This window comes from Kitasatospora herbaricolor (assembly GCF_030813695.1).
GTDB classification, from domain to species: domain Bacteria; phylum Actinomycetota; class Actinomycetes; order Streptomycetales; family Streptomycetaceae; genus Kitasatospora; species Kitasatospora herbaricolor.
The window spans coordinates 5,795,925-5,815,037 of the sequence record NZ_JAUSVA010000002.1 but is presented as its reverse complement, the minus strand read 5'-3'; the positions used below and the strand labels follow the sequence as shown (position 1 = coordinate 5,815,037).

The window sequence follows — 19,113 nt, the reverse complement described above, 5'->3', positions numbered from 1 at the left end:
GACTGTGACCCAGATCTCAGCAAACCACCACGAAGTGGCGCGATCCGCTCAAAATGGGGGGTCGCTGACACTCCCTCCACACTTTCACGGGATCTCCGCAACCTCCCGGACATCCCAGGAACCACGACGCCCGACCCTGTTCACCTTCCGTTCATCCACCATCCCTACGGTCGCCCGTGACACCAACGTCAGTGCGACAACTACGACGATTGTTTGGGTATGGAACACATCTCGTTCCTGGTAGCCGTCGTGATCATCACGGCGCTCGCCTTCGACTTCACCAACGGGTTCCACGACACCGCCAACGCGATGGCCACCTCCATCGCCACCGGTGCCCTGCGGCCCAAGGTCGCGGTCACCATCGCGGCGGTCCTCAACTTCGCGGGCGCCTTCCTGTCCGTGAAGGTGGCCACCACCATCTCGGGTGGCATCGTCAACGAGAAGGCGGGCATCCACCCGTCGATCATCTTCGCCGCCCTGGTCGGCGCGATCCTGTGGAACCTGCTGACCTGGCTCAGAGGCCTCCCGTCGAGCTCCTCGCACGCCCTGTACGGCGGGCTGATCGGCGCCACCATCGTCGGTGTCGGCTTCAACGGCGTGAACTTCAACACCGTCGTGACCAAGATCCTCATCCCGGCCGTGGCCTCCCCGATCGTGGCCGGCCTGGCCGCCTGGGGCGCCACCAAACTGGCGTACGCGATCACCCGCCGGGGCAACGAGAAGACCACCACCAAGGCCTTCAAGACCGGCCAGATCGCCTCCTCCTCGCTGATCTCGCTGGCGCACGGCACCAACGACGCGCAGAAGACCATGGGCATCATCACGCTGACGCTGGTCTCGGTCGGCGCCCTGCCCAAGGGCGCGCTGCCCCCCACCTGGGTGATCGTCGGCGCCGGCGCGGCCATCGCGCTCGGCACCTACATGGGCGGCTGGCGGATCATCCGCTCGATGGGCAAGGGCCTGGCCGACATCCAGCCGCCGCAGGGCTTCTCCTCCGAGACGGCGGCCGCCGCGGTCATCCTGACCTCGTCGCACATGGGCTACGGCCTCTCCACCACCCAGGTCTGCTCCGGCGGCATCATGGGCGCCGGCCTCGGCGGCCCGAAGCGCGAGCTCAACTGGAGCATGGCCCGCCGGATGGTCTACACCTGGGGCCTGACCCTGCCCGCCGCCGCCACGGTGGCCGGCCTGGCCGCCTTCGTCGCCGACCAGGGCACCTGGGGCGTCGTCCTGGTGGGTGCGGCCCTGGTGGCCGGCTCCGGCGCGATGTACGTGGTCTCCCGCCGCCAGCCGGTGCATGCCGGCAACGTCCACGACACCGCGGCGGTCGAGGTCACCCCGGTGGCCACCCCGGCGGCTCCGGCCCCCGTCACGGCCCCCGTCGACGCCACCATCGCGGCCTGAGGAGCAACGCCATGAACATCAAGTGGAACGCGCTGGCCCAGACCGCCGGCATCAGCTTCGGCATCACCGTCGCCGTGGTGGCGGTCTTCGCCCTCGGCATCCTCGCCCTGTCGCGCCGGGAGGCCGTGCTGGAGGCCGCCGGCGGCTCCGGCGCCGGCGGCACGGGCCGGGCCAACGCGGTGCTGGCCGGTGCCACGGTCTGCTTCGCCGCCTGCGCGGCGGTGGTGGTCTACGGACTGTCGCTGATCGCGGGGTAGTCACACCCGTACGCCGAACGGCCGGGGCGGTCATCCGCCCCGGCCGTTCGGCGTTCCCGAGGTCGCCGCCCGGGCCCTGGCGCCCGTCGCGCCGTCGCGCCGGCCACAGGCGCCGGCACCGGCCCAGGCTCAGGCGCAGGCCCAGGCCCGGGCCCGGGCCCGGGCCACCCGAGAGTGCGGCCACCCGCCCGGCTCGTGATCGGCGTCCGCTCCGCGGCGGCGGCGACCGCCGGTACGGCGAAGGGCCGGCCGCGGATCTCTCCACGACCGGCCCGGGGGCACGGGTCTCAGCTCTGCGGGCCGCTGCGCAGCGGGATCTCCCGGATGAAGAGCACCACCAGGAAGGCCAGCAGCGCGAACGGCGCAGCCACCAGGAACACCACCCCGACGCCGTGCCCGAACGCGTCGGTCACCAGCGGGACGACCGGCGCGGGCAGCGTGTGCAGGTCCGGGATCTCGCCGCCGCCGGCCGCGCCGGCGTGCCCGGCCGGGACGCCCGCCGCGGCCAGGTTCTCGGTCAGGTAGTGCCCGACCCGGTTGGTCATCAGCGCACCGAGGGCCGAGACGCCCATCGCGCCGCCCATGGTGCGGAAGAAGGTGACCACCGAGCTGGCGGCGCCGAGCTCCTCCCTCGGCACGGTGTTCTGCACCGCGAGGACCAGGTTCTGCATGGTGAGGCCGAGGCCGATGCCGGCCAGCGCCATGTAGAGGGAGAGCGCGCCGTAGCCGGTGTCGTCCCGGACGGTGCCGAGCAGGCCGAAGCCGATCGCCAGCAGGAACGTTCCGGCGACCAGGTAGGCCTTCCACTTCCCGTAGCGGGTGATCAGCTTGCCGGCCACGGTGGAGGAGACGGCCAGGCCGAGGATCATCGGCAGCGTCATCAGCCCGGCCGCGGTGGGCGACTTCTCTCGGGCGAGCTGGAAGTACTGGCTGAGGAAGGTGGTCGCGCCGTACATCCCGACGCCGACCAGCACACTGGCGACGGCGGCCAGGGTGACGGTGCGGTGCCGGAAGAGCGAGAGCGGGATGATCGGCTCGGCCGCCCGGCTCTCGACCAGGACGGCGAGCGCGCCGAGCAGCAGGCCGCCGCCGACCATCGCCAGGGTCTGCCAGGAGAGCCAGGCGTAGTTCTTGCCGGCCAGCGTGATCCAGATCATCAGCAGGCTGACGGCGCCGGTGATGACTGTGGCACCGAGGTAGTCGATCTTCGCCTTGCGCCGGACCACCGGCAGCTTCAGGGTCCGCTGCAGGACGAGGATGGCGACCAGCGAGAACGGGATGCCGACGTAGAAGCACCAGCGCCAGCCGAGCCAGTCGGTGTCCACGATGACACCGCCGATCAGCGGGCCGCCGATGGTGGCGAGGGCGAAGACGGCACCGAAGTAGCCGCTGTAGCGTCCCCGCTGCCGCGGCGGAACCATCGCGGCCAGGCAGATCTGGGCCAGCGCGGTCACGCCGCCGGCGCCTGTCCCCTGCAGGACGCGGCAGGCGATCAGTTCGGCGGTGTTCTGGGAGAGCCCGGCGAGCGCCGAGGAGACGATGTAGATCACCAGGGCGATCTGGACCAGCAGCTTCTTGCTGACCAGGTCGGAGAGCTTGCCCCAGATCGGGGTGGATGCGGTCAGCGAGAGCAGGGCCGCGGTGATCACCCAGGTGTAGGCGGACTCGCCGCCGTGCAGGTCGGTGAGGATCCGCGGCAGGGCGTTGGAGACGACCGTCGAGGAGAGCACCGCGACGAAGAGCCCGAGCAGCAGCCCGGAGAGAGCCTCCAGGACCTGACGGTGGGTCATCGGGGCGTCGTCGTCGGCGACGGCTCCGGTCGGGGCGGGCGAGGTGACGGTCATCGGGGTCCTTCGGCTTTGACGCGAATTCGTTGCCTTGAGCAACCATAGGGTGGATGGTTGACTCGGGCAACTTTATTCAAGCCTAAGTAAAATCCTCGGCGGCCATGGCCCGCACCGATGGTTCGTCCCCGGCTGAGCCGCGACGGAGCGGCACGGCACCCGTGCCGGAACATCGCCGGTCGCCGCGGGCCGGGCCCCGACCGGGCCCGGAGGTGGCGCCGGGTCAGTCCTCCAGCGACTCGCCGGTCAGCTCGTTGAACCGCTCCAGCAGGTCGGCGAAGCGCAGCACGTCGTCCTGCGGCCAGGTCGCCAGCAGTTCGCGGAACCGTCCCGTCCGGGAGTCGCGGACCCTCAGGTAGCGCTCGGCGCCGTCCGCGGTGAGCGACACCAGCGACGCCCGGCGGTCCAGCGGGTCGGCCTCCCGGGCGACCAGGCCGATCTCCTCCAGTGCCTTGATCTGGCGGCTGACGGTGGCCTTGCCGACCGAGAAGTGCGCACCGATGTCGGTCAGCCGCACCCGGCCGGCCTGCTCCACGAAGCCGAGCATGCTGTACGCCATGCCCTCCAGCTCCGGGTGCACCTGACGGGACAGCTCCGCCACCTTGGCCCGGCCCCGCCGGAACAGCAGCGCAATCTCCCGCTCCACCGCCAGCAGAGCCTGCTCGTCACTCACCGGGCCAGTATCCCGCAGGCATCGGCGCGGGATTGGCGGGCAGGCAAGTGGTTGATGATACGAAGTATCCGATTGGTACCTAAAAGTGAGGAGATGTCGATGGCCGCCTCCGGGCAGGGGTTCGTCGCGGAGTTCAAGGACGCGGTGACCCCTCGCGCAGCACTGCTGGTGATCGCCGTCCTCCTGCTCCAGCTGGGCTTCATCGTGTCGTACGTCGGCGCCCTGCATCACCCGAGCCCGCATCAGCTCTCGATCTCGGTGGTCGCCCCGCCCCAGGTGCAGCCGAAGCTGGTCGCCGCCCTGGAGGCGGTGCCGGACGACGCGGTGAAGGCGGGGACGGTGGCCGACCCCGCCGAGGCGACCGCCCTGATCAAGGACCAGAAGATCTACGCGGCCCTGGTCTTCGACCCGGCGGGCACCCAGGACACCCTGCTGGTCGCCGACGCCCGCGGCCCGGCCGCCGCCCGGGCGGCCGAGGAGATCGCCACCGGCATCGCGAAGGGCCAGGGCCGCACGGTCGTCGTCCAGGACGTGGTGCCGCTCGCGCCGGGGGACGCCGAGGGCCTGTCCTCCTTCTACCTGGTGATCGGCTGGTGCGTCGGCGGCTACCTGGTCGCCTCGATCCTCGGCATCAGTGCCGGCTCCCGGCCCGCCAGCACCGGCCGCGCGGTGATCCGGCTGGGCACCCTGGCGCTCTACTCGGTCGCGGCCGGCATCGGCGGCGCACTGATCGTCGGCCCGGTGCTGGACGCGCTGCCCGGCTCCACCTGGGGACTGCTGGGGCTGGGCAGCCTGGTGGTGTTCGCGGTCGGCGCGTTCACCATGGCCCTGCAGTGCCTGTTCGGCATCGTCGGCATCGGGCTGGCGGTGCTGGTCTTCGTGGTGCTCGGCAACCCCAGTGCGGGCGGGGTCTTCCCGCCGCCGCTGATGCCGGCCTTCTGGCGGGCGATCGGCGCCTGGATCCCGAACGGCGCGGGCACCGACGTGGCCCGCTCGATCGCCTACTTCGACGCGACCGGGATCGCCGTACCGCTGATGGTGCTGGTGGCCTGGGCGGTGGTCGGCGTCGCCGTCACCCTGCTCGCGGTGTCCTTCCGGCCGGGGCGCCAGGAGGAGGCGCCGCCGGGCCGCGTCCAGGAGCCGGCCCCGCGCTGACGCGTCGACCGCCCGGGCCGCCCCGACGACGGGCGGGGCGGCCCGCCGGTTCAGACGGCGTCGCTCCCCCGGCCGGCGAAACGCCCCGGGTCCGCGACGATCGCCCGGACGACGCCGACCGCCGCGCCCAGCAGCGGGCCCCGGCGGCCGAGCGCGGAGACCGTCAGCCAGTCGTCCGACCAGGGACGCACGGTCACCCGGGCCGCCAGCTCGGCCCGCATCGCGGGGAGCAGCCAGGGCGCCAGCTCGGTGTAGCCGCCGCCGAGCACCAGCTCCGCCGGGTCCAGCAGGTTCACCGCGCCGGTGGCCGCGATGCCGAGCGCGGCGCCGGCGCCGGCCAGCGCCGCCAGCACGGTCTCGTCCCCGCCGGCGGCCCGGCCGGCGAGCAGCGCGACCCAGTCGCCCCGGACGTCGGCCAGGCCGGCCGCCCGCAGTACCGCCGCCTCGCCCGCGTACTGCTCCAGGCAGCCGCGCGCGCCGCAGGCGCACGGCGGACCGTCCGGGCGCACGGGGATGTGGCCCAGCTCGCCGGCGAAGCCACGCGCCCCGCGCAGCAGCCGCCCGCCGACCACGAGCGCGGAGCCGATGCCGGCCTCGGCCGACAGGTGGACGAAGTCGCCGGGCCGCCCGCCGAGCCAGAGTTCCGCCAGCCCGCCCAGGTTGGCCTCGTTGTCGACCTCGATCGGCAGGGCGGACAGCTCGGCCGCGCCGCAGGCGCGCAGGGCGAGCCGTAGTTCGGCGGCGGCCGGCAGGCCGGCCCAGCCGAGGTTGGGCGCCCGCTCGACCATCCCCTCGGCCGCGCCGACCAGCCCGGGCACGGCGAGGGTGAGCCCGGCGGGCCGCAGCCCGGACTCCTCGGCCGCGCGGCGGAGCAGTTCGGCGAGGTCGGCGAAGACCGCGGCGGGCTGCCGTCCCTGGTTGCGGATCTCCATCCGGTGCCAGCTGCGGACCTCGCCGCGCAGGTCCACCACGCAGGCGGCCAGGTGCTGGACGCCGATCTCGGCCCCGAGGCCGCCGGGGCCGTCCGGGGCCAGGCCCAGGGCGGTGCCGGGACGGCCGACCTTGCCGCTGGGCGTGGCGGGACCGGCCTCGGTGAGCAGCCCGGCGGCGAGCAGCTCCTCGGCCAGCGAGGAGACCGCGGCCCGGGTGAGCCCGGTGGCCGCGGCGACCTCGGCCCGGGAGCGCGGGCCCTCGGCGATCTGTCCGAGGACGAGGGCCAGGTTGGCCCGGCGCATGCCCTGCTGGCTGGCCGGCCCGGCCTGTCTGGGGTCCGTCTCGCGCATCGTTGTCGCCCCTTTCAGGCCTGCGGGACCCGCGCCGGCCGCTCCTGCGGGGCCGCCGGGGTTTCGGCCAGGTTCACGAAGACCCAGCGCTGCATCGCCCAGTAGCGGAACACCATGGCCAGCAGGGTGCCGACCACCATGCCGCTGAGGAAGTCCGCCGCCTCCTGGGTGAAGGCGCTGACGTCCGGCCTGCGCAGGTCGAGCACGTAGCGGGAGACGATCAGCGGCACGTCGTTGACCAGCACGGCCACCGCGCTGACGACGAAGAACAGGACGGCCTCACGCTGCTTGCCGTTCGCCCGGAAGGACCACTGCCGGTTCAGCACGTAGGAGACGGCGGTGGCGATCACGGTGGCGACGGTGAGCGCCACGACCGGCTTGTGCTGGAGCACGGTGAGCTTCAGCGAGAGGTTCACCACCACGGTCAGGACGAAGCAGGTGCTCCCGACCAGGAGGAACTTCACCAGCTTCCGGTGCTTCACCAGGACCGGGCGGAGCCGGGCCGGGACTCGGGCCAGGGCGCGCTGGGTGGGGGACGGCATCCTCGCAGTGTCCCACGGTGCCCGGCCCGGGCCGACATCCGAGAGCCCGGCCCGGCTCACGGCCGGGGCCGGGCGCCCCCGGTCCGCTCCCGTCCGCCCGGGCCCGGGCCGGTGTTCACTCCCCGGTGATCCGGAGCACGCCGGTGGTGGTGCCCTGGTAGACGACCCCGCCGGGCGCGATCGAGCCGACCATCTGCAGGGTGTCGAAGACGAAGCCGGCGCCGGTGTACCTGGTGCGCACCACCGCGCCGGTCGCCGGGTCGACCTCGGCGTAGTAGTAGGGGTCGAGCACCGAGGTCGCGTCGGTGCCGGGGATCACCGGGTTGCGCAGCACGGTGTGGATCAGCCCGTCGGCGGTGGACAGCCGGGGCACCGCGGCGGAGCGCACCCTGGTGTCCCAGACCAGGTCGCAGCCCGAGCCGTCCGCCCGGACGTCGACCCGGCTGAGGCCGCCGCGGAACGTGTCGGAGGCGGGCACGCCGGGGCCGGCGTCCTCCGGCAGCTTGGGGTACGGGTAGCCGTAGGTGCTGGCGACGAAGACGGCGTTGCCGACCGCGACCGGGGAGTTCTCGCTGCCGCTGCCGCCGGCCCTGAGCACCGGCACCGAGCAGACCTGGGCGCCGGTGTCGGTGCGGTGGACCAGCAGGTTCACGGTCGGCGCGGCGTTGTCGACGATGGTGACGTATTCGGTGCCGGTGCGCGGGCCGAAGAAGGTGGGGGTCGACCCGGTGCCCCAGCTGAGCTGGCCGGGCTTGCGTCCCGGGCCGCGGTCGTAGGCACGGCGCCAGGTGATCACGGGAGTTCCGTCGGCCCCGGCGGTCAGCAGGTAGGTGGCGTGCGTGGTGGAGACGGCGGTGCCCTGGGGGGCGGTGGAGATGCTGTTGGCGACCTTCTCGCCGGCCGGGAGCGCCAGGGTCCGGACGGTGCCGGTCCGGTCGTCGGCGGTGCCGACCACTCCCCCGCCGGTGGCGAACCAGACCCGGCCCTGCCAGTCGGGCGAGACCCCGGTGACGGCGTCCCCGGCCGGTACGGCGGCGCCCAGCGGGAGACGGCTGTCGACGTACAGCTCCCAGTCGCCGGCGGCGTCACGGCGGTGGGCGATCCGCAGCAGGTCCCCGTTGCCGTCGACGGCGACCAGCCGGTCGAGGTTGTCCAGGTAGGCGTAGACCCCGCCCAGCAGGGAGCCCTTGGCGAGCGGCAGTTCGGCGAGCGAGCCGCCGTCGGCCGGGTCGAGCAGGTGGACGGTCGGGGTGAGCCCGAAGATCGTGGTGCAGAGGGCGACGGGGAACCCGTCGGAGCCGACCAGGACGGTGGGGCAGGCGGACTGCAGGGCGATCCGGTCGGAGGAGAGCGGGCCGGCCTTCGGGCCGGGCAGCGGGGTGGCGTCGGAGGAGCCGGTGTCGCCGTGCATGGTGGCGGTGCCGGGCGGGCCGGCGTAGGGGTTGTGCGGGGGCAGCGGGCCGAAGGTGCCGGCCGCCGTGGCGGGCGTGGTCCCGCCGAGGGCGAGCAGCAGCGCGGCGGCGGAGAGCACGGCGGCGCGAAGGGGAGGCGCGAGGCGCATGGGTGTCCCGTCCTGGGTCGTGGTGGGCCCCTCCGGGGCGCGCCCGGGGAGCGGAGGACAGCGGTGCACGCCGCCCGGACGCTCACCCGGAACCAGGGGAGCCTCGGACAGGGAAGGACCCGGGCACGCCGGGCGGGGTCACCGCGCTGTCAGACGGCGCGGCGACAGATCGCGGAACACGCGTGAGCAAGGTCGACGTCGAGTCGACGGCTCAGGTGGGCGTGGCGATCCATGGGCCCCATGCTGGAGTACTGACGAGGCGTCTCACAAGGGCGTCCCAGTACGCGGACGCGCCCGACGGGACGTCATGTCCCGTCGGGCGCACCCGGACCCGGCCCGCCCGTCAGGCGGCGATCAGCACCTCGGCCGGCTCCAGGGCCAGCGCCAGCACCTCCCGGACGTCCGCCACCGGGTGGACGGTCAGCCGCTCCAGCACGTCGGCCGGGACGTCGTCCAGGTCCGGCTCGTTGCGCTTGGGAATGATCACCGTGGTGACCCCGGCCCGGTCGGCGGCGAGCAGCTTCTGCTTCACCCCGCCGATCGGCAGCACCCGGCCGGTGAGCGAGACCTCACCGGTCATCGCCACGTCGCCTCGGACCTTGCGGCCGGACAACAGCGAGGCCAGGGCGGTGGTCATGGTGATGCCCGCGCTCGGCCCGTCCTTGGGCACGGCCCCGGCCGGCACGTGCAGGTGCACCCCCCGGTCGCGCAGCGAGGTGACCGGCAGCTCCAGCTCGGCGCCGCGCGAGCGCAGGTAGGAGAGCGCGATGTGCGCCGACTCCTTCATCACGTCGCCCAGCTGCCCGGTGAGGGTCAGGCCGGTGCCGCCGGTCTCGGCGTCGGCGAGCGAGGCCTCGATGTAGAGGACGTCGCCGCCCGCGCCGGTGACCGCGAGCCCGGTCGCCACCCCGGGGACGGCGGTCCGCCGCTCGGCCGGCTCCTGGGCCGCCTCCGGGGTGTGGTGCGGGCGCCCGATCAGGGCCCGCAGGTCGTCGCCGCCGATCGCCACCGGCAGCTCGCGCTCGCCGAGCTCGCTCTGCGCGGCCACCTTGCGCAGCACCCGGGCGATCGCGCGCTCCAGGTTCCGCACGCCGGCCTCCCGGGTGTACTCCCCGGCGAGCAGCCGCAGGGCCTCCTCGGTCAGCGAGGCCTCCTCGCCGGTGAGGCCGGCCTTCTCCAGCTGGCGCGGGAGCAGGTGGTCCCGGGCGATGACGACCTTCTCGTCCTCGGTGTAGCCGTCCAGGCGCACCAGCTCCATCCGGTCGAGCAGGGCCTCGGGGATGGCCTCGACCACGTTGGCGGTGGCCAGGAAGACCACGTCGGAGAGGTCGAGCTCGACCTCCAGGTAGTGGTCGCGGAAGGTGTGGTTCTGCGCCGGGTCGAGCACTTCGAGCAGCGCGGCGGCCGGGTCGCCCCGGTAGTCGGAGCCGACCTTGTCGATCTCGTCGAGCAGCACGACCGGGTTCATCGAGCCGGCCTCCTTGATCGCCCGGACGATCCGGCCGGGCAGCGCGCCGACGTAGGTGCGGCGGTGGCCGCGGATCTCCGCCTCGTCCCGGACGCCGCCGAGCGCGACCCGGACGAAGGAGCGGCCCATCGCGCGGGCCACCGACTCGCCCAGGGAGGTCTTGCCGACCCCGGGCGGGCCGGTGAGCGCCAGCACGGCGCCCCCTCGGCGGCCGCCGATCAGGCCGAGCCCCTGGTCGGCCCGGCGCTTGCGGACGGCCAGGTACTCGACGATGCGGTCCTTCACGTCGGCGAGCCCGGCGTGGTCGGCGTCGAGGACGGCGCGGGCCCCGGCGATGTCGTACGCGTCCTCGGAGCGCTCGTTCCAGGGCAGCTCCAGCACGGTGTCCAGCCAGGTGCGGATCCAGCTGCCCTCGGGCGACTGGTCGGAGGCGCGCTCCAGCTTGTCGACCTCCTTGAGGGCCGCCTCGCGCACCTTCTCCGGCAGGTCGGCGGCCTCGACCCGGGCGCGGTAGTCGCCCTCCTCGTCGGCCGGGTCGCCGTTCAGCTCGGCCAGCTCCTTGCGGACGGCCTCCAGCTGGCGCCGGAGCAGGAACTCCTTCTGCTGCTTGGCGACGCCCTCCTCGACGTCCTTGCGGATGGTGTCGTTGACCTCCTCCTCCGCGAGGTGCTCGCGCAGCAGGGTGAGCGCGTACTCCAGGCGGGCCACCTGGTCGGCCTCCAGCAGCACCTTGAGCTTCTGCTCGGCGGTGGCGAAGGGCGCGTAGCCGATGTTGTCGGCCAGCTCGCCGACACCCTCGATCTGGGCCACCCGGTCGACGATCTGCCAGGCGCCGCGCTTGCGCAGCCACTGGGTGGAGACCGCCTTGTACTCCTTGACCAGCTCCGCGGCCCGGCCGGTCAGCGGGGTCTGCACGGCGGACTCGCGGAACGGGGTGGTCTCCACCCAGAGCGCGGCGCCGGGGCCGGTGGTGCCGACGCCGATCCGGACCCGGCGGACGGCCCGGACCAGCGCCGCCGGGTCGCCGTCGGCGAGCCGGCCGACCTGCTCGACGGTGGCGAGGGTGCCGGCCGCCGCGTACGAGCCGTCCACCCGCGGAACCAGCAGGACCTGGGGCTTCTGGGTGCCGACGGCCGCCGACCTGGCGGCCTCGACGGCGGCGCGCACCTCGGTGTCCGACAGGTCCAGCGGGACGACCATGCCCGGCAGCACGACGTCGTCGTCGAGCGGCAGGACGGGCAGGGTGAGCGGTGTGGACGTCGATGCCATGATCTCTCCCCAGTCAGTGAAGTTGAGCTGACCTGACTAAGGTTTGGCGGGCGCCCGTTGTTCCCAGCCCCTTGTTCGCCAGCAGCGAAAGGGGAGAACGTCCCGGTCGGGGGCGCGTCAAACGGCCCGCCGGGGCAACCGGGCCGGGCGCGGGGACGCGAGGGCGGCCCCGCGGAAGGGCCGGCCGGACCGGTGGCGCCGGCGCGAGGGAGGGCGGACGGGGAGGGCGAGCGGGAGGGCGAGCGGGCGGGAGGGCGAGCGGGAGGGAGGCCGAGCGGGAGGCACGGAGCCGAGCGGCGGGCGACGGGCCTACGCCCGGTCGAGCACGGCCCGGCCGCGCGAGGCCTCCGTACGCGACCGCTCCCCGGCCGGGTGCCGGCCGCGGGCCCGGCGGGGCGGCCGGGTCCGGCGCCGCAGCCGGCACCCGAGCAGCACGCCGAGGAGCAGCGCGGCCGGGTGGCCCACTCCGGTGACGAGGTCCTGGTCGGTGGCGACCTGGTCGGCGACCAGCAGCCCGGCCCCGGCCAGCACCAGCAGCCGCCCGGGCCGCGGGAGCAGCGCGGCGAGCGCCCCCAGGCTGGCCAGTACGCCGTAGCTGACGCCTATGTCGAGCGTGTCCAGCGCGTCGGGGCCGAGCCGCCCGGCCCGGACGGCGGTCGCCACCACGCCCTGCGACAGCAGGGTCGCCAGCACGTGTCCGGCGGCGAAGACCCCGGCGGCCCTGGCCGGTCCGACCCGGCGCTCCAGCGGGGCCACGGTGAAGGCGAAGGCCCACAGGTAGGGCATCCAGACCGGCCCGGCCACCCAGAACCCGCTGAGCAGCAGGGACTGCAGCGGGTGCCGCAGCAGGTTGTGGCCGTCCGTGCTTGACAGCTCCTGGAGGTGGCGGACCAGCTCCGGATCGGCCTGCCGGGAAAAGACCGTGGTGGCGCCCAGGGTGGCGAGGAAGGCCAGCGTGAAGGGGGTGCGCCGGGGCGTGGGGACCCGCCGGAGCACCCAGCCGGCCGGGCCCGCGCGCAGCCCGAGCCGCAGTCCGCCGTAGGGCGGTCCGGGAGTGACGGACTCCCGTCGTACGCCTGGCACTGCACCTCCCTTCCGGGCCGGCCGGCATCCCTGCCACACTTGTCGTGCTCACGTTACGTCGAGGATCTGAGTGTTCGCTGGGAACAGGACGTGAAGATCGAACGCGTACGGTGGGGCACCTGCCCGAGATGGTCCGGACCAACCCTCTGTTTACGCACGAGTAGCGACTCCTGAAGGGGAGTCTGTCATCACCTTGGGTGCATACGCACCGTTACGGGGGAAATTCTGGGCGGGTAAGGTATCGGCCCGTGCCAACTCCGGACCAGGCCGGATCCCGCTCCGCGGGCCGGAAATGCCTGGTCCATCTGCCGGGATACGCCCGCTGTCCGTACGCTGCGGTGTGCGGAAGGGGTGAGCGGTCCACACCTGCGAACCCCTCCGCACCTGCGGGGACGGCGGACCCGGCACAGTCCACGACGGAACAAGACTACGAGCGGAGCCCGCCGTCCCACCGACGGCCGGCCCGCAGCCCTGGGGGCGGTGGCGTGACCGTGACAGAAATTCAGCAGGACAACAACACCAGCAACGCGGTGAGCAGCCAGCGCAGAGTGCTGGTGGTTGAGGACGAGCCGACGATCGCCGAGTCGATCGCGGCCCGGCTGGGCGCGGAGGGCTTCAAGGTCGCCGTGGCCCACGACGGCCCGGGCGCCGTCGACGGCTTCCACACCTGGCAGCCGGACCTCGTCGTGCTCGACATCATGCTGCCCGGCTTCGACGGCCTGGAGGTGTGCCGCCGGATCCAGGCACAGCGCCCGGTCCCGGTGCTGATGCTGACCGCCCGCGACGACGAGACCGACCTGCTGGTCGGCCTCGGGGTCGGCGCGGACGACTACATGACCAAGCCCTTCTCGATGCGCGAGCTGGCGGCCCGGGTCAACGTGCTGCTGCGCCGCGTGGAGCGCGCCCAGCAGGCGGCCAGGACGCCGACGCTCGGCAGCCTGCGCTTCGGCGAGCTGGAGATCGACCACGTCCAGCGGCGGGTCCGGCTGGCCTCGGGCGACGTCCACCTCACGCCGACCGAGTTCGACCTGCTCGCCTGCCTGGCGGCCCAGCCGCGCGCGGTGCTCACCCGCGAACAGCTGCTCGCCGAGGTCTGGGACTGGACGGACGCCTCCGGCACCCGCACCGTCGACAGCCACGTGAAGGCCCTGCGCCGCAAGATCGGCGCGAGCTGGATCCGCACCGTCCACGGCGTGGGGTACGCGCTGGAGGCACCGGCCGCCTGACGGCCGGACGAACAACCAGCGGCTGGGCCTCCGGGGGGCCCACGCCGTGCACGCACACGGGGGGCTCGCGGGGATCAGTCAGGGGACTCATGACCTTTCCACAGCAACGCAACGGGGACACCGACACCACCCGGCCGCCGACTCTGGCCGCCCGGGCGGCGCGCCGCGTCTGGGCCGACATCCGCCCGCTGGACCCGGTGCGCTCGATCAAGGGCAAGCTCGCCCTGCTCGTGATCGTCTCGGTCTTCCTGGCCAGCGGCATGGTCGTGGTCGCGATCCGGTCCGAGACCCAGATCCGGATCATCATGATCTTCTCGATGATCGCCTCCCTGCTCTTCATGCAGTTCCTCGCGCACGGGCTGACCGCCCCGCTGCGCGACATGACGCTCGCCGCCCGCGAGATGGCCGGCGGCGACTACAGCCGCCGGGTCGAGGTGTCCTCCCGCGACGAGATCGGCGAGCTGGCCGCGACCTTCAACCAGATGGCAGCAGACCTGGAGGCCGCCGACCGGCACCGCCGCGAGCTGGTCGCCAACGTCTCGCACGAGCTGCGCACGCCGATCGCCGCGCTGCGCGCCGTGCTGGAGAACGTGGTCGACGGCGTGGTGCAGCCGAACCCGGCCACCCTGGGCGCGGCCCTGGAACAGACCGAACGCCTGGGCCGGCTGGTCACCCACCTGCTGGACCTCTCCAAGCTGGACGGCGGCGTGGTGCCGCTGGACGCCCGCCCGTTCGAGGTGCGGACCTTCCTGGACGGCGTGCTGCGCGGGGTCACGGTGGACGGCGCGACGGCCGGCGGGGCCTTCTCCCGCCGCGGCGACGTCCGGCTGGCGCTGGAGGTGCGGCCGTCCGGGCTGACCGGCGTGGCGGACCCGGAGCGGCTCCACCAGGTGGTCGCCAACCTGGTCGACAACGCATGCAAGCACTCCCCGCCCGGCGGCACCGTGACCGTCCGGGCACGCCCGTCGGCGGACCCGGGCGGCCTGCTCCTGGAGGTCGAGGACGAGGGGCCTGGCATCCCGCTGCAGGACCGCAGCCGGGTCTTCGAGCGGTTCAGCCGCAGCGGCGCCGCCACCGCGCAGGGGCCGGGCAGCGACGGCGGCACGGGCCTGGGCCTGGCGATCGCCCGCTGGGCGGTGGACCTGCACGGCGGGCAGATCGAGGTGGCGGAGGCGGCCCGCGGCTGCCGGATCGAGGTCCGGCTGCCCGGGCAGCGCTAGACCGCTCCTGGTCCGCCCCGCGCCGGCCCCGCCCCGCCGGGAGCAAGCGGGGCAACTGTCACACAATCGGGACAGAGCCTCCGGGCTCGTGCGGCTGTCCGCCATGCGGACAGCCGCACTCCCGGTTTTGTCCGGTTTTACTGGGGTAAGACCACTGATCGGAACCGATCGCTTCCCCTGACCACGGAACTTCTAACGCACTTTTTCGGCCAAATTGCAGGTCATGACTGTGATCTGGGTGACGCCTGGGCTGTTGGGACTACGCGATCACTGGTCAGGGGCGTAGCCTTAATCCCCGCTGTCCAACCATCCCAAAAGGAAGCGGAAGAGGGCGGTTGCCGCCGTGTCGCCACAGTCCCCTGAAACCCCCAACAGCTCGGCCCCACGCACTACGACGGAGCCCTCGGGCTTCGGCCCCAATGAGTGGCTCGTCGACGAGATCTACCAGCAGTACCTCCAGGATCCCAACTCGGTCGACCGAGCCTGGTGGGACTTTTTCGCCGACTACAAGCCCGGTACCGAGGTGACTCCAGTGACCCAGGCCGCGACCCAGGTCGGCCCCACGCCGACTCCCGTTGCCGCCCCTGCCCCTGCTGCCGTTCCGGCGGCGCCCGCGCCCGCAGCACCGGCCGCTCCGGCGCCCGTGCAGCAGGCTCCCGCGCCGCTGGCCGCAGCACCGGCCGCTCCGCCGGCTCCCAAGGCCGCCGCCCCGGCCGCGGCCCCGGCCGCCACCACGGGCCCCGAGCTGATCCCGCTGCGCGGCCCGGCGAAGGCCGTCGCCACCAACATGGACGCCTCGCTGGAGGTGCCGACCGCGACCTCCGTGCGCGCCGTGCCCGCCAAGTTGCTGATCGACAACCGCATCGTCATCAACAACCACCTGCAGCGCGCCCGCGGCGGCAAGGTCTCCTTCACGCACCTGATCGGTTACGCCCTGGTGCAGGCCGTCAAGGCCAGCCCGGGCATGAACCACAGCTACCAGGTCAAGGACGGCAAGCCGTTCCTGGTGAAGCCGGACCACGTGAACCTGGGCCTGGCGATCGACCTGGTGAAGCCCAACGGCGACCGCCAGCTCGTGGTCGCGGCCATCAAGAAGGCCGAGACCCTCGACTTCTTCGGCTTCTGGCAGGCCTACGAGGACATCGTCCGCCGGGCCCGCGCCAACAAGCTCACGATGGACGACTTCACCGGCGTCACCGTCTCGCTGACGAACCCCGGCGGCATCGGCACCGTGCACTCCGTGCCGCGCCTGATGCAGAACCAGGGCACCATCGTCGGCGTCGGCGCGATGGAGTACCCGGCCGAGTTCCAGGGCTCGTCCCCGGACACCCTGGCCAAGCTGGGCATCTCCAAGATCATGACGCTCACCTCGACCTACGACCACCGGGTCATCCAGGGCGCGGCGTCCGGCGAGTTCCTGCGCACCATCCACCAGCTCCTGCTGGGCGAGCACGGCTTCTACGACGAGATCTTCGAGTCGCTGCGGATCCCGTACGAGCCGGTCCGCTGGGCGACCGACGTCGCCGCCACCCACGACGACGAGGTCAACAAGACCGCGCGCGTCATGGAGCTGATCCACTCCTACCGGGTCCGCGGCCACCTGATGGCCGACACCGACCCGCTGGAGTACAAGCAGCGCAAGCACCCCGACCTGGACGTCGTGGAGCACGGGCTGACCCTGTGGGACCTGGAGCGCGAGTTCGCCGTCGGCGGCTTCGGCGGCCAGAAGATGATGAAGCTCCGCGACATCCTCGGCCTGCTGCGCGCCTCGTACTGCCGCACCGTCGGCATCGAGTACATGCACATCCAGGACCCGAAGCAGCGCAAGTGGCTGCAGCAGCGCCTGGAGAAGCCGTACACCAAGCCGGAGCGCGAGGAGCAGCTGCGCATCCTGCGCCGGCTCAACTCGGCCGAGGCCTTCGAGACCTTCCTGCAGACGAAGTACGTCGGCCAGAAGCGCTTCTCGCTGGAGGGCGGCGAGTCGCTGATCCCGCTGCTGGACGCCACCATCGACGCCGCCGCCGAGCACCGCCTCGACGAGGCCGTGATCGGCATGGCCCACCGCGGCCGCCTCAACGTGCTCGCCAACATCGTCGGCAAGCCGTACGGCAAGATCTTCGGCGAGTTCGAGGGCAACCTCGACCCGAAGTCGATGCACGGCTCCGGCGACGTCAAGTACCACCTGGGCTCCGAGGGCACCTTCACCGGCCTGGACGGGGAGACCATCAAGGTCTCGCTGGCCGCGAACCCCTCCCACCTGGAGACGGTCGACCCGGTCGTCGAGGGCATCGCCCGCGCCAAGCAGGACGTCCTGGACCTGGCCGGCACCTCCTTCCCGGTGCTGCCGATCCAGATCCACGGCGACGCGGCCTTCGCGGGCCAGGGCGTAGTCGCGGAGACCCTGAACATGTCGCAGCTGCGCGGCTACCGCACCGGCGGCACCGTGCACGTCGTGGTGAACAACCAGGTCGGCTTCACCGCCGCCCCGGCTTCCTCGCGCTCCTCGATGTACTGCACCGACGTGGCCCGGATGATCGAGGCCCCGATCTTCCACGTGAACGGCGACGACCCGGAGGCCGTGGTCCGCGTCGCGCGCCTCGCCTTCGAGTTCCGCCAGGAGTTCCACAAGGACGTCGTGATCGACCTCATCTGCTACCGCCGCCGCGGTCACAACGAGGCCGACAACCCGTCGTTCACCCAGCCGCTGATGTACGACCTGATCGACAAGAAGCGCTCGGTGCGCAAGCTCTACACCGAGGGCCTGATCGGCCGCGGCGACATCACCATGGAAGAGGCGGAGCAGGCGCTCCAGGACTTCCAGGGCCAGCTGGAGAAGGTCTTCTCCGAGGTCCGCGACGCCGCGCAGACGCCGGTCTCGGCGGCCGGCGGCAAGCCGCAGGCCGACTTCCCGGTCAACATCCAGACCGGCATCTCCCAGGAGATGGTCAAGCGGATCGCCGCCTCGCAGGTCAACCTGCCGGACTGGCTGACCGTCCACCCGCGCCTGCTGCCCCAGCTGCAGCGCCGCGCGGCCTCGGTCGAGGACAACACCATCGACTGGGCCATGGGCGAGACGCTCGCCATCGGCTCGCTGCTGATGGAGGGCCACCCCGTCCGCCTGGCCGGCCAGGACAGCCGCCGCGGCACCTTCGGCCAGCGCCACGCGGTGCTGATCGACCGGGTCACCGGCGAGGACTACACCCCGCTGCTGTACCTGACCGAGGACCAGGCTCGCTACACCGTCTACGACAGCCTGCTGTCGGAGTACGCGGCGATGGGCTTCGAGTACGGCTACTCGCTGACCCGGCCGAACGCGCTGGTCATGTGGGAGGCGCAGTTCGGTGACTTCGTCAACGGCGCGCAGACCGTCGTCGACGAGTACATCGCCTCCGCCGAGCAGAAGTGGGGCCAGCACTCCGGCGTCACCCTGCTGCTGCCGCACGGCTACGAGGGCCAGGGACCGGACCACTCGTCCGCCCGCCCGGAGCGCTTCCTGCAGCTGTGCGCGCAGAACAACATGACGGTCGCGATGCCGACCCTGCCGTCGAACTACTTCCACCTGCTGCGCTGGCAGGCGCACAACCCGCACCACAAGCCGCTGATCGTCTTCACCCCGAAGTCGATGCTGCGTCTGAAGGCCGCGGCGAGTGCCACCGAGGAGTTCACCTCCGGCTCGTTCCGCCCGGTCATCGGTGACACCACCGTCGACCCGGCGAACGTCCGCAAGGTGGTCATCACGGCGGGCAAGTTCTACTACGACGTGGCGGCGGCCCGCGCCGAGCGCGGGGTCACCGACACCGCGATCGTCCGGGTCGAGCGGCTCTACCCGCTGCCGGTGGCCGAGCTCCAGGAGGAGCTGGGCCGGTACGGCGACGACGTCCAGTTCATCTGGGCGCAGGAGGAGCCGGCCAACCAGGGTGCCTGGCCGTTCATCGCGATGAACCTGGTCGACCACCTGCAGGTCGTCGTCGGCCGCAGCGCGGGCGGCGCCCGCCTGCGCCGGGTGGCACGCACCGCCTCGTCCGCCCCGGCGGTCGGCTCGGCCAAGCGCCACGCCGCCGAGCAGCAGGCGCTGCTGGAGGAGATCTTCACCCTCTGACCCCGGTCGGCCCGAAGGCCCGGCATCCG

13 protein-coding genes are annotated in these 19,113 nt (G+C 72.8%); 6 read left to right on the top strand and 7 right to left on the bottom strand.

Features of this window, described 5'->3' with window-relative positions; genetic code table 11:
- Nucleotides 1–219: 219 nt before the first annotated feature.
- A complete protein-coding gene (locus J2S46_RS25755) occupies nucleotides 220–1,404 on the top strand; it encodes an inorganic phosphate transporter (protein WP_191289470.1) in 1,185 nt (394 codons plus the stop codon).
- An 11-nt stretch (nucleotides 1,405–1,415) separates the two neighbouring features.
- The gene (locus J2S46_RS25750) at nucleotides 1,416–1,661 is read left to right on the top strand and encodes a hypothetical protein (RefSeq protein WP_191289469.1); all 246 of its coding nucleotides are present in this window, start codon (nucleotides 1,416–1,418) and stop codon (nucleotides 1,659–1,661) included.
- A 287-nt stretch (nucleotides 1,662–1,948) separates the two neighbouring features.
- Here the strand turns inward: J2S46_RS25750 and J2S46_RS25745 are convergent, their stop codons facing one another.
- On the bottom strand, nucleotides 1,949–3,451 hold the full coding sequence (locus tag J2S46_RS25745; RefSeq protein ID WP_191289595.1) for an MDR family MFS transporter: 1,503 nt from the start codon (nucleotides 3,449–3,451) through the stop codon (nucleotides 1,949–1,951).
- Between the two features lie 277 nt (nucleotides 3,452–3,728).
- On the bottom strand, nucleotides 3,729–4,178 hold the full coding sequence (locus J2S46_RS25740; protein ID WP_229912603.1) for a MarR family winged helix-turn-helix transcriptional regulator: 450 nt from the start codon (nucleotides 4,176–4,178) through the stop codon (nucleotides 3,729–3,731).
- A gap of 99 nt (nucleotides 4,179–4,277) precedes the next feature.
- On the opposite strand from J2S46_RS25740, the gene J2S46_RS25735 reads away from it, so the two are divergent.
- Nucleotides 4,278–5,333: an ABC-2 transporter permease gene (locus J2S46_RS25735; protein WP_307351301.1), complete on the top strand. Its 1,056-nt coding sequence runs from the start codon at nucleotides 4,278–4,280 to the stop codon at nucleotides 5,331–5,333.
- A 50-nt stretch (nucleotides 5,334–5,383) separates the two neighbouring features.
- Here the strand turns inward: J2S46_RS25735 and J2S46_RS25730 are convergent, their stop codons facing one another.
- The 5 genes from J2S46_RS25730 to J2S46_RS25710 form a co-directional block, all read right to left on the bottom strand.
- Nucleotides 5,384–6,616, bottom strand: coding sequence for an ROK family transcriptional regulator (locus J2S46_RS25730; RefSeq protein ID WP_191289467.1), 1,233 nt, complete (start codon nucleotides 6,614–6,616; stop codon nucleotides 5,384–5,386).
- A 14-nt stretch (nucleotides 6,617–6,630) separates the two neighbouring features.
- A complete protein-coding gene (locus J2S46_RS25725; RefSeq protein WP_191289466.1) occupies nucleotides 6,631–7,158 on the bottom strand; it encodes a GtrA family protein in 528 nt (175 codons plus the stop codon).
- 115 nt (nucleotides 7,159–7,273) lie between these two features.
- Nucleotides 7,274–8,719: an NHL repeat-containing protein gene (locus tag J2S46_RS25720; protein ID WP_191289465.1), complete on the bottom strand. Its 1,446-nt coding sequence runs from the start codon at nucleotides 8,717–8,719 to the stop codon at nucleotides 7,274–7,276.
- A gap of 343 nt (nucleotides 8,720–9,062) precedes the next feature.
- On the bottom strand, nucleotides 9,063–11,456 hold the full coding sequence (gene lon, locus J2S46_RS25715) for an endopeptidase La (protein ID WP_191289464.1): 2,394 nt from the start codon (nucleotides 11,454–11,456) through the stop codon (nucleotides 9,063–9,065).
- A 309-nt stretch (nucleotides 11,457–11,765) separates the two neighbouring features.
- Nucleotides 11,766–12,539, bottom strand: coding sequence for a rhomboid-like protein (locus J2S46_RS25710; RefSeq protein WP_191289463.1), 774 nt, complete (start codon nucleotides 12,537–12,539; stop codon nucleotides 11,766–11,768).
- Between the two features lie 491 nt (nucleotides 12,540–13,030).
- Here J2S46_RS25710 and J2S46_RS25705 point away from each other — a divergent pair, with 491 nt between their 5' ends.
- From J2S46_RS25705 to J2S46_RS25695, 3 genes are all read left to right on the top strand, one after another.
- Nucleotides 13,031–13,765, top strand: coding sequence for a response regulator transcription factor (locus tag J2S46_RS25705; RefSeq protein ID WP_190209456.1), 735 nt, complete (start codon nucleotides 13,031–13,033; stop codon nucleotides 13,763–13,765).
- Nucleotides 13,766–13,854: 89 nt separating this feature from the next.
- On the top strand, nucleotides 13,855–14,985 hold the full coding sequence (locus J2S46_RS25700; protein WP_190209457.1) for a sensor histidine kinase: 1,131 nt from the start codon (nucleotides 13,855–13,857) through the stop codon (nucleotides 14,983–14,985).
- Between the two features lie 343 nt (nucleotides 14,986–15,328).
- Complete coding sequence (locus J2S46_RS25695; protein ID WP_073926168.1) at nucleotides 15,329–19,084, top strand: multifunctional oxoglutarate decarboxylase/oxoglutarate dehydrogenase thiamine pyrophosphate-binding subunit/dihydrolipoyllysine-residue succinyltransferase subunit; 3,756 nt, start codon at nucleotides 15,329–15,331, stop codon at nucleotides 19,082–19,084.
- Nucleotides 19,085–19,113 lie beyond the last annotated feature (29 nt).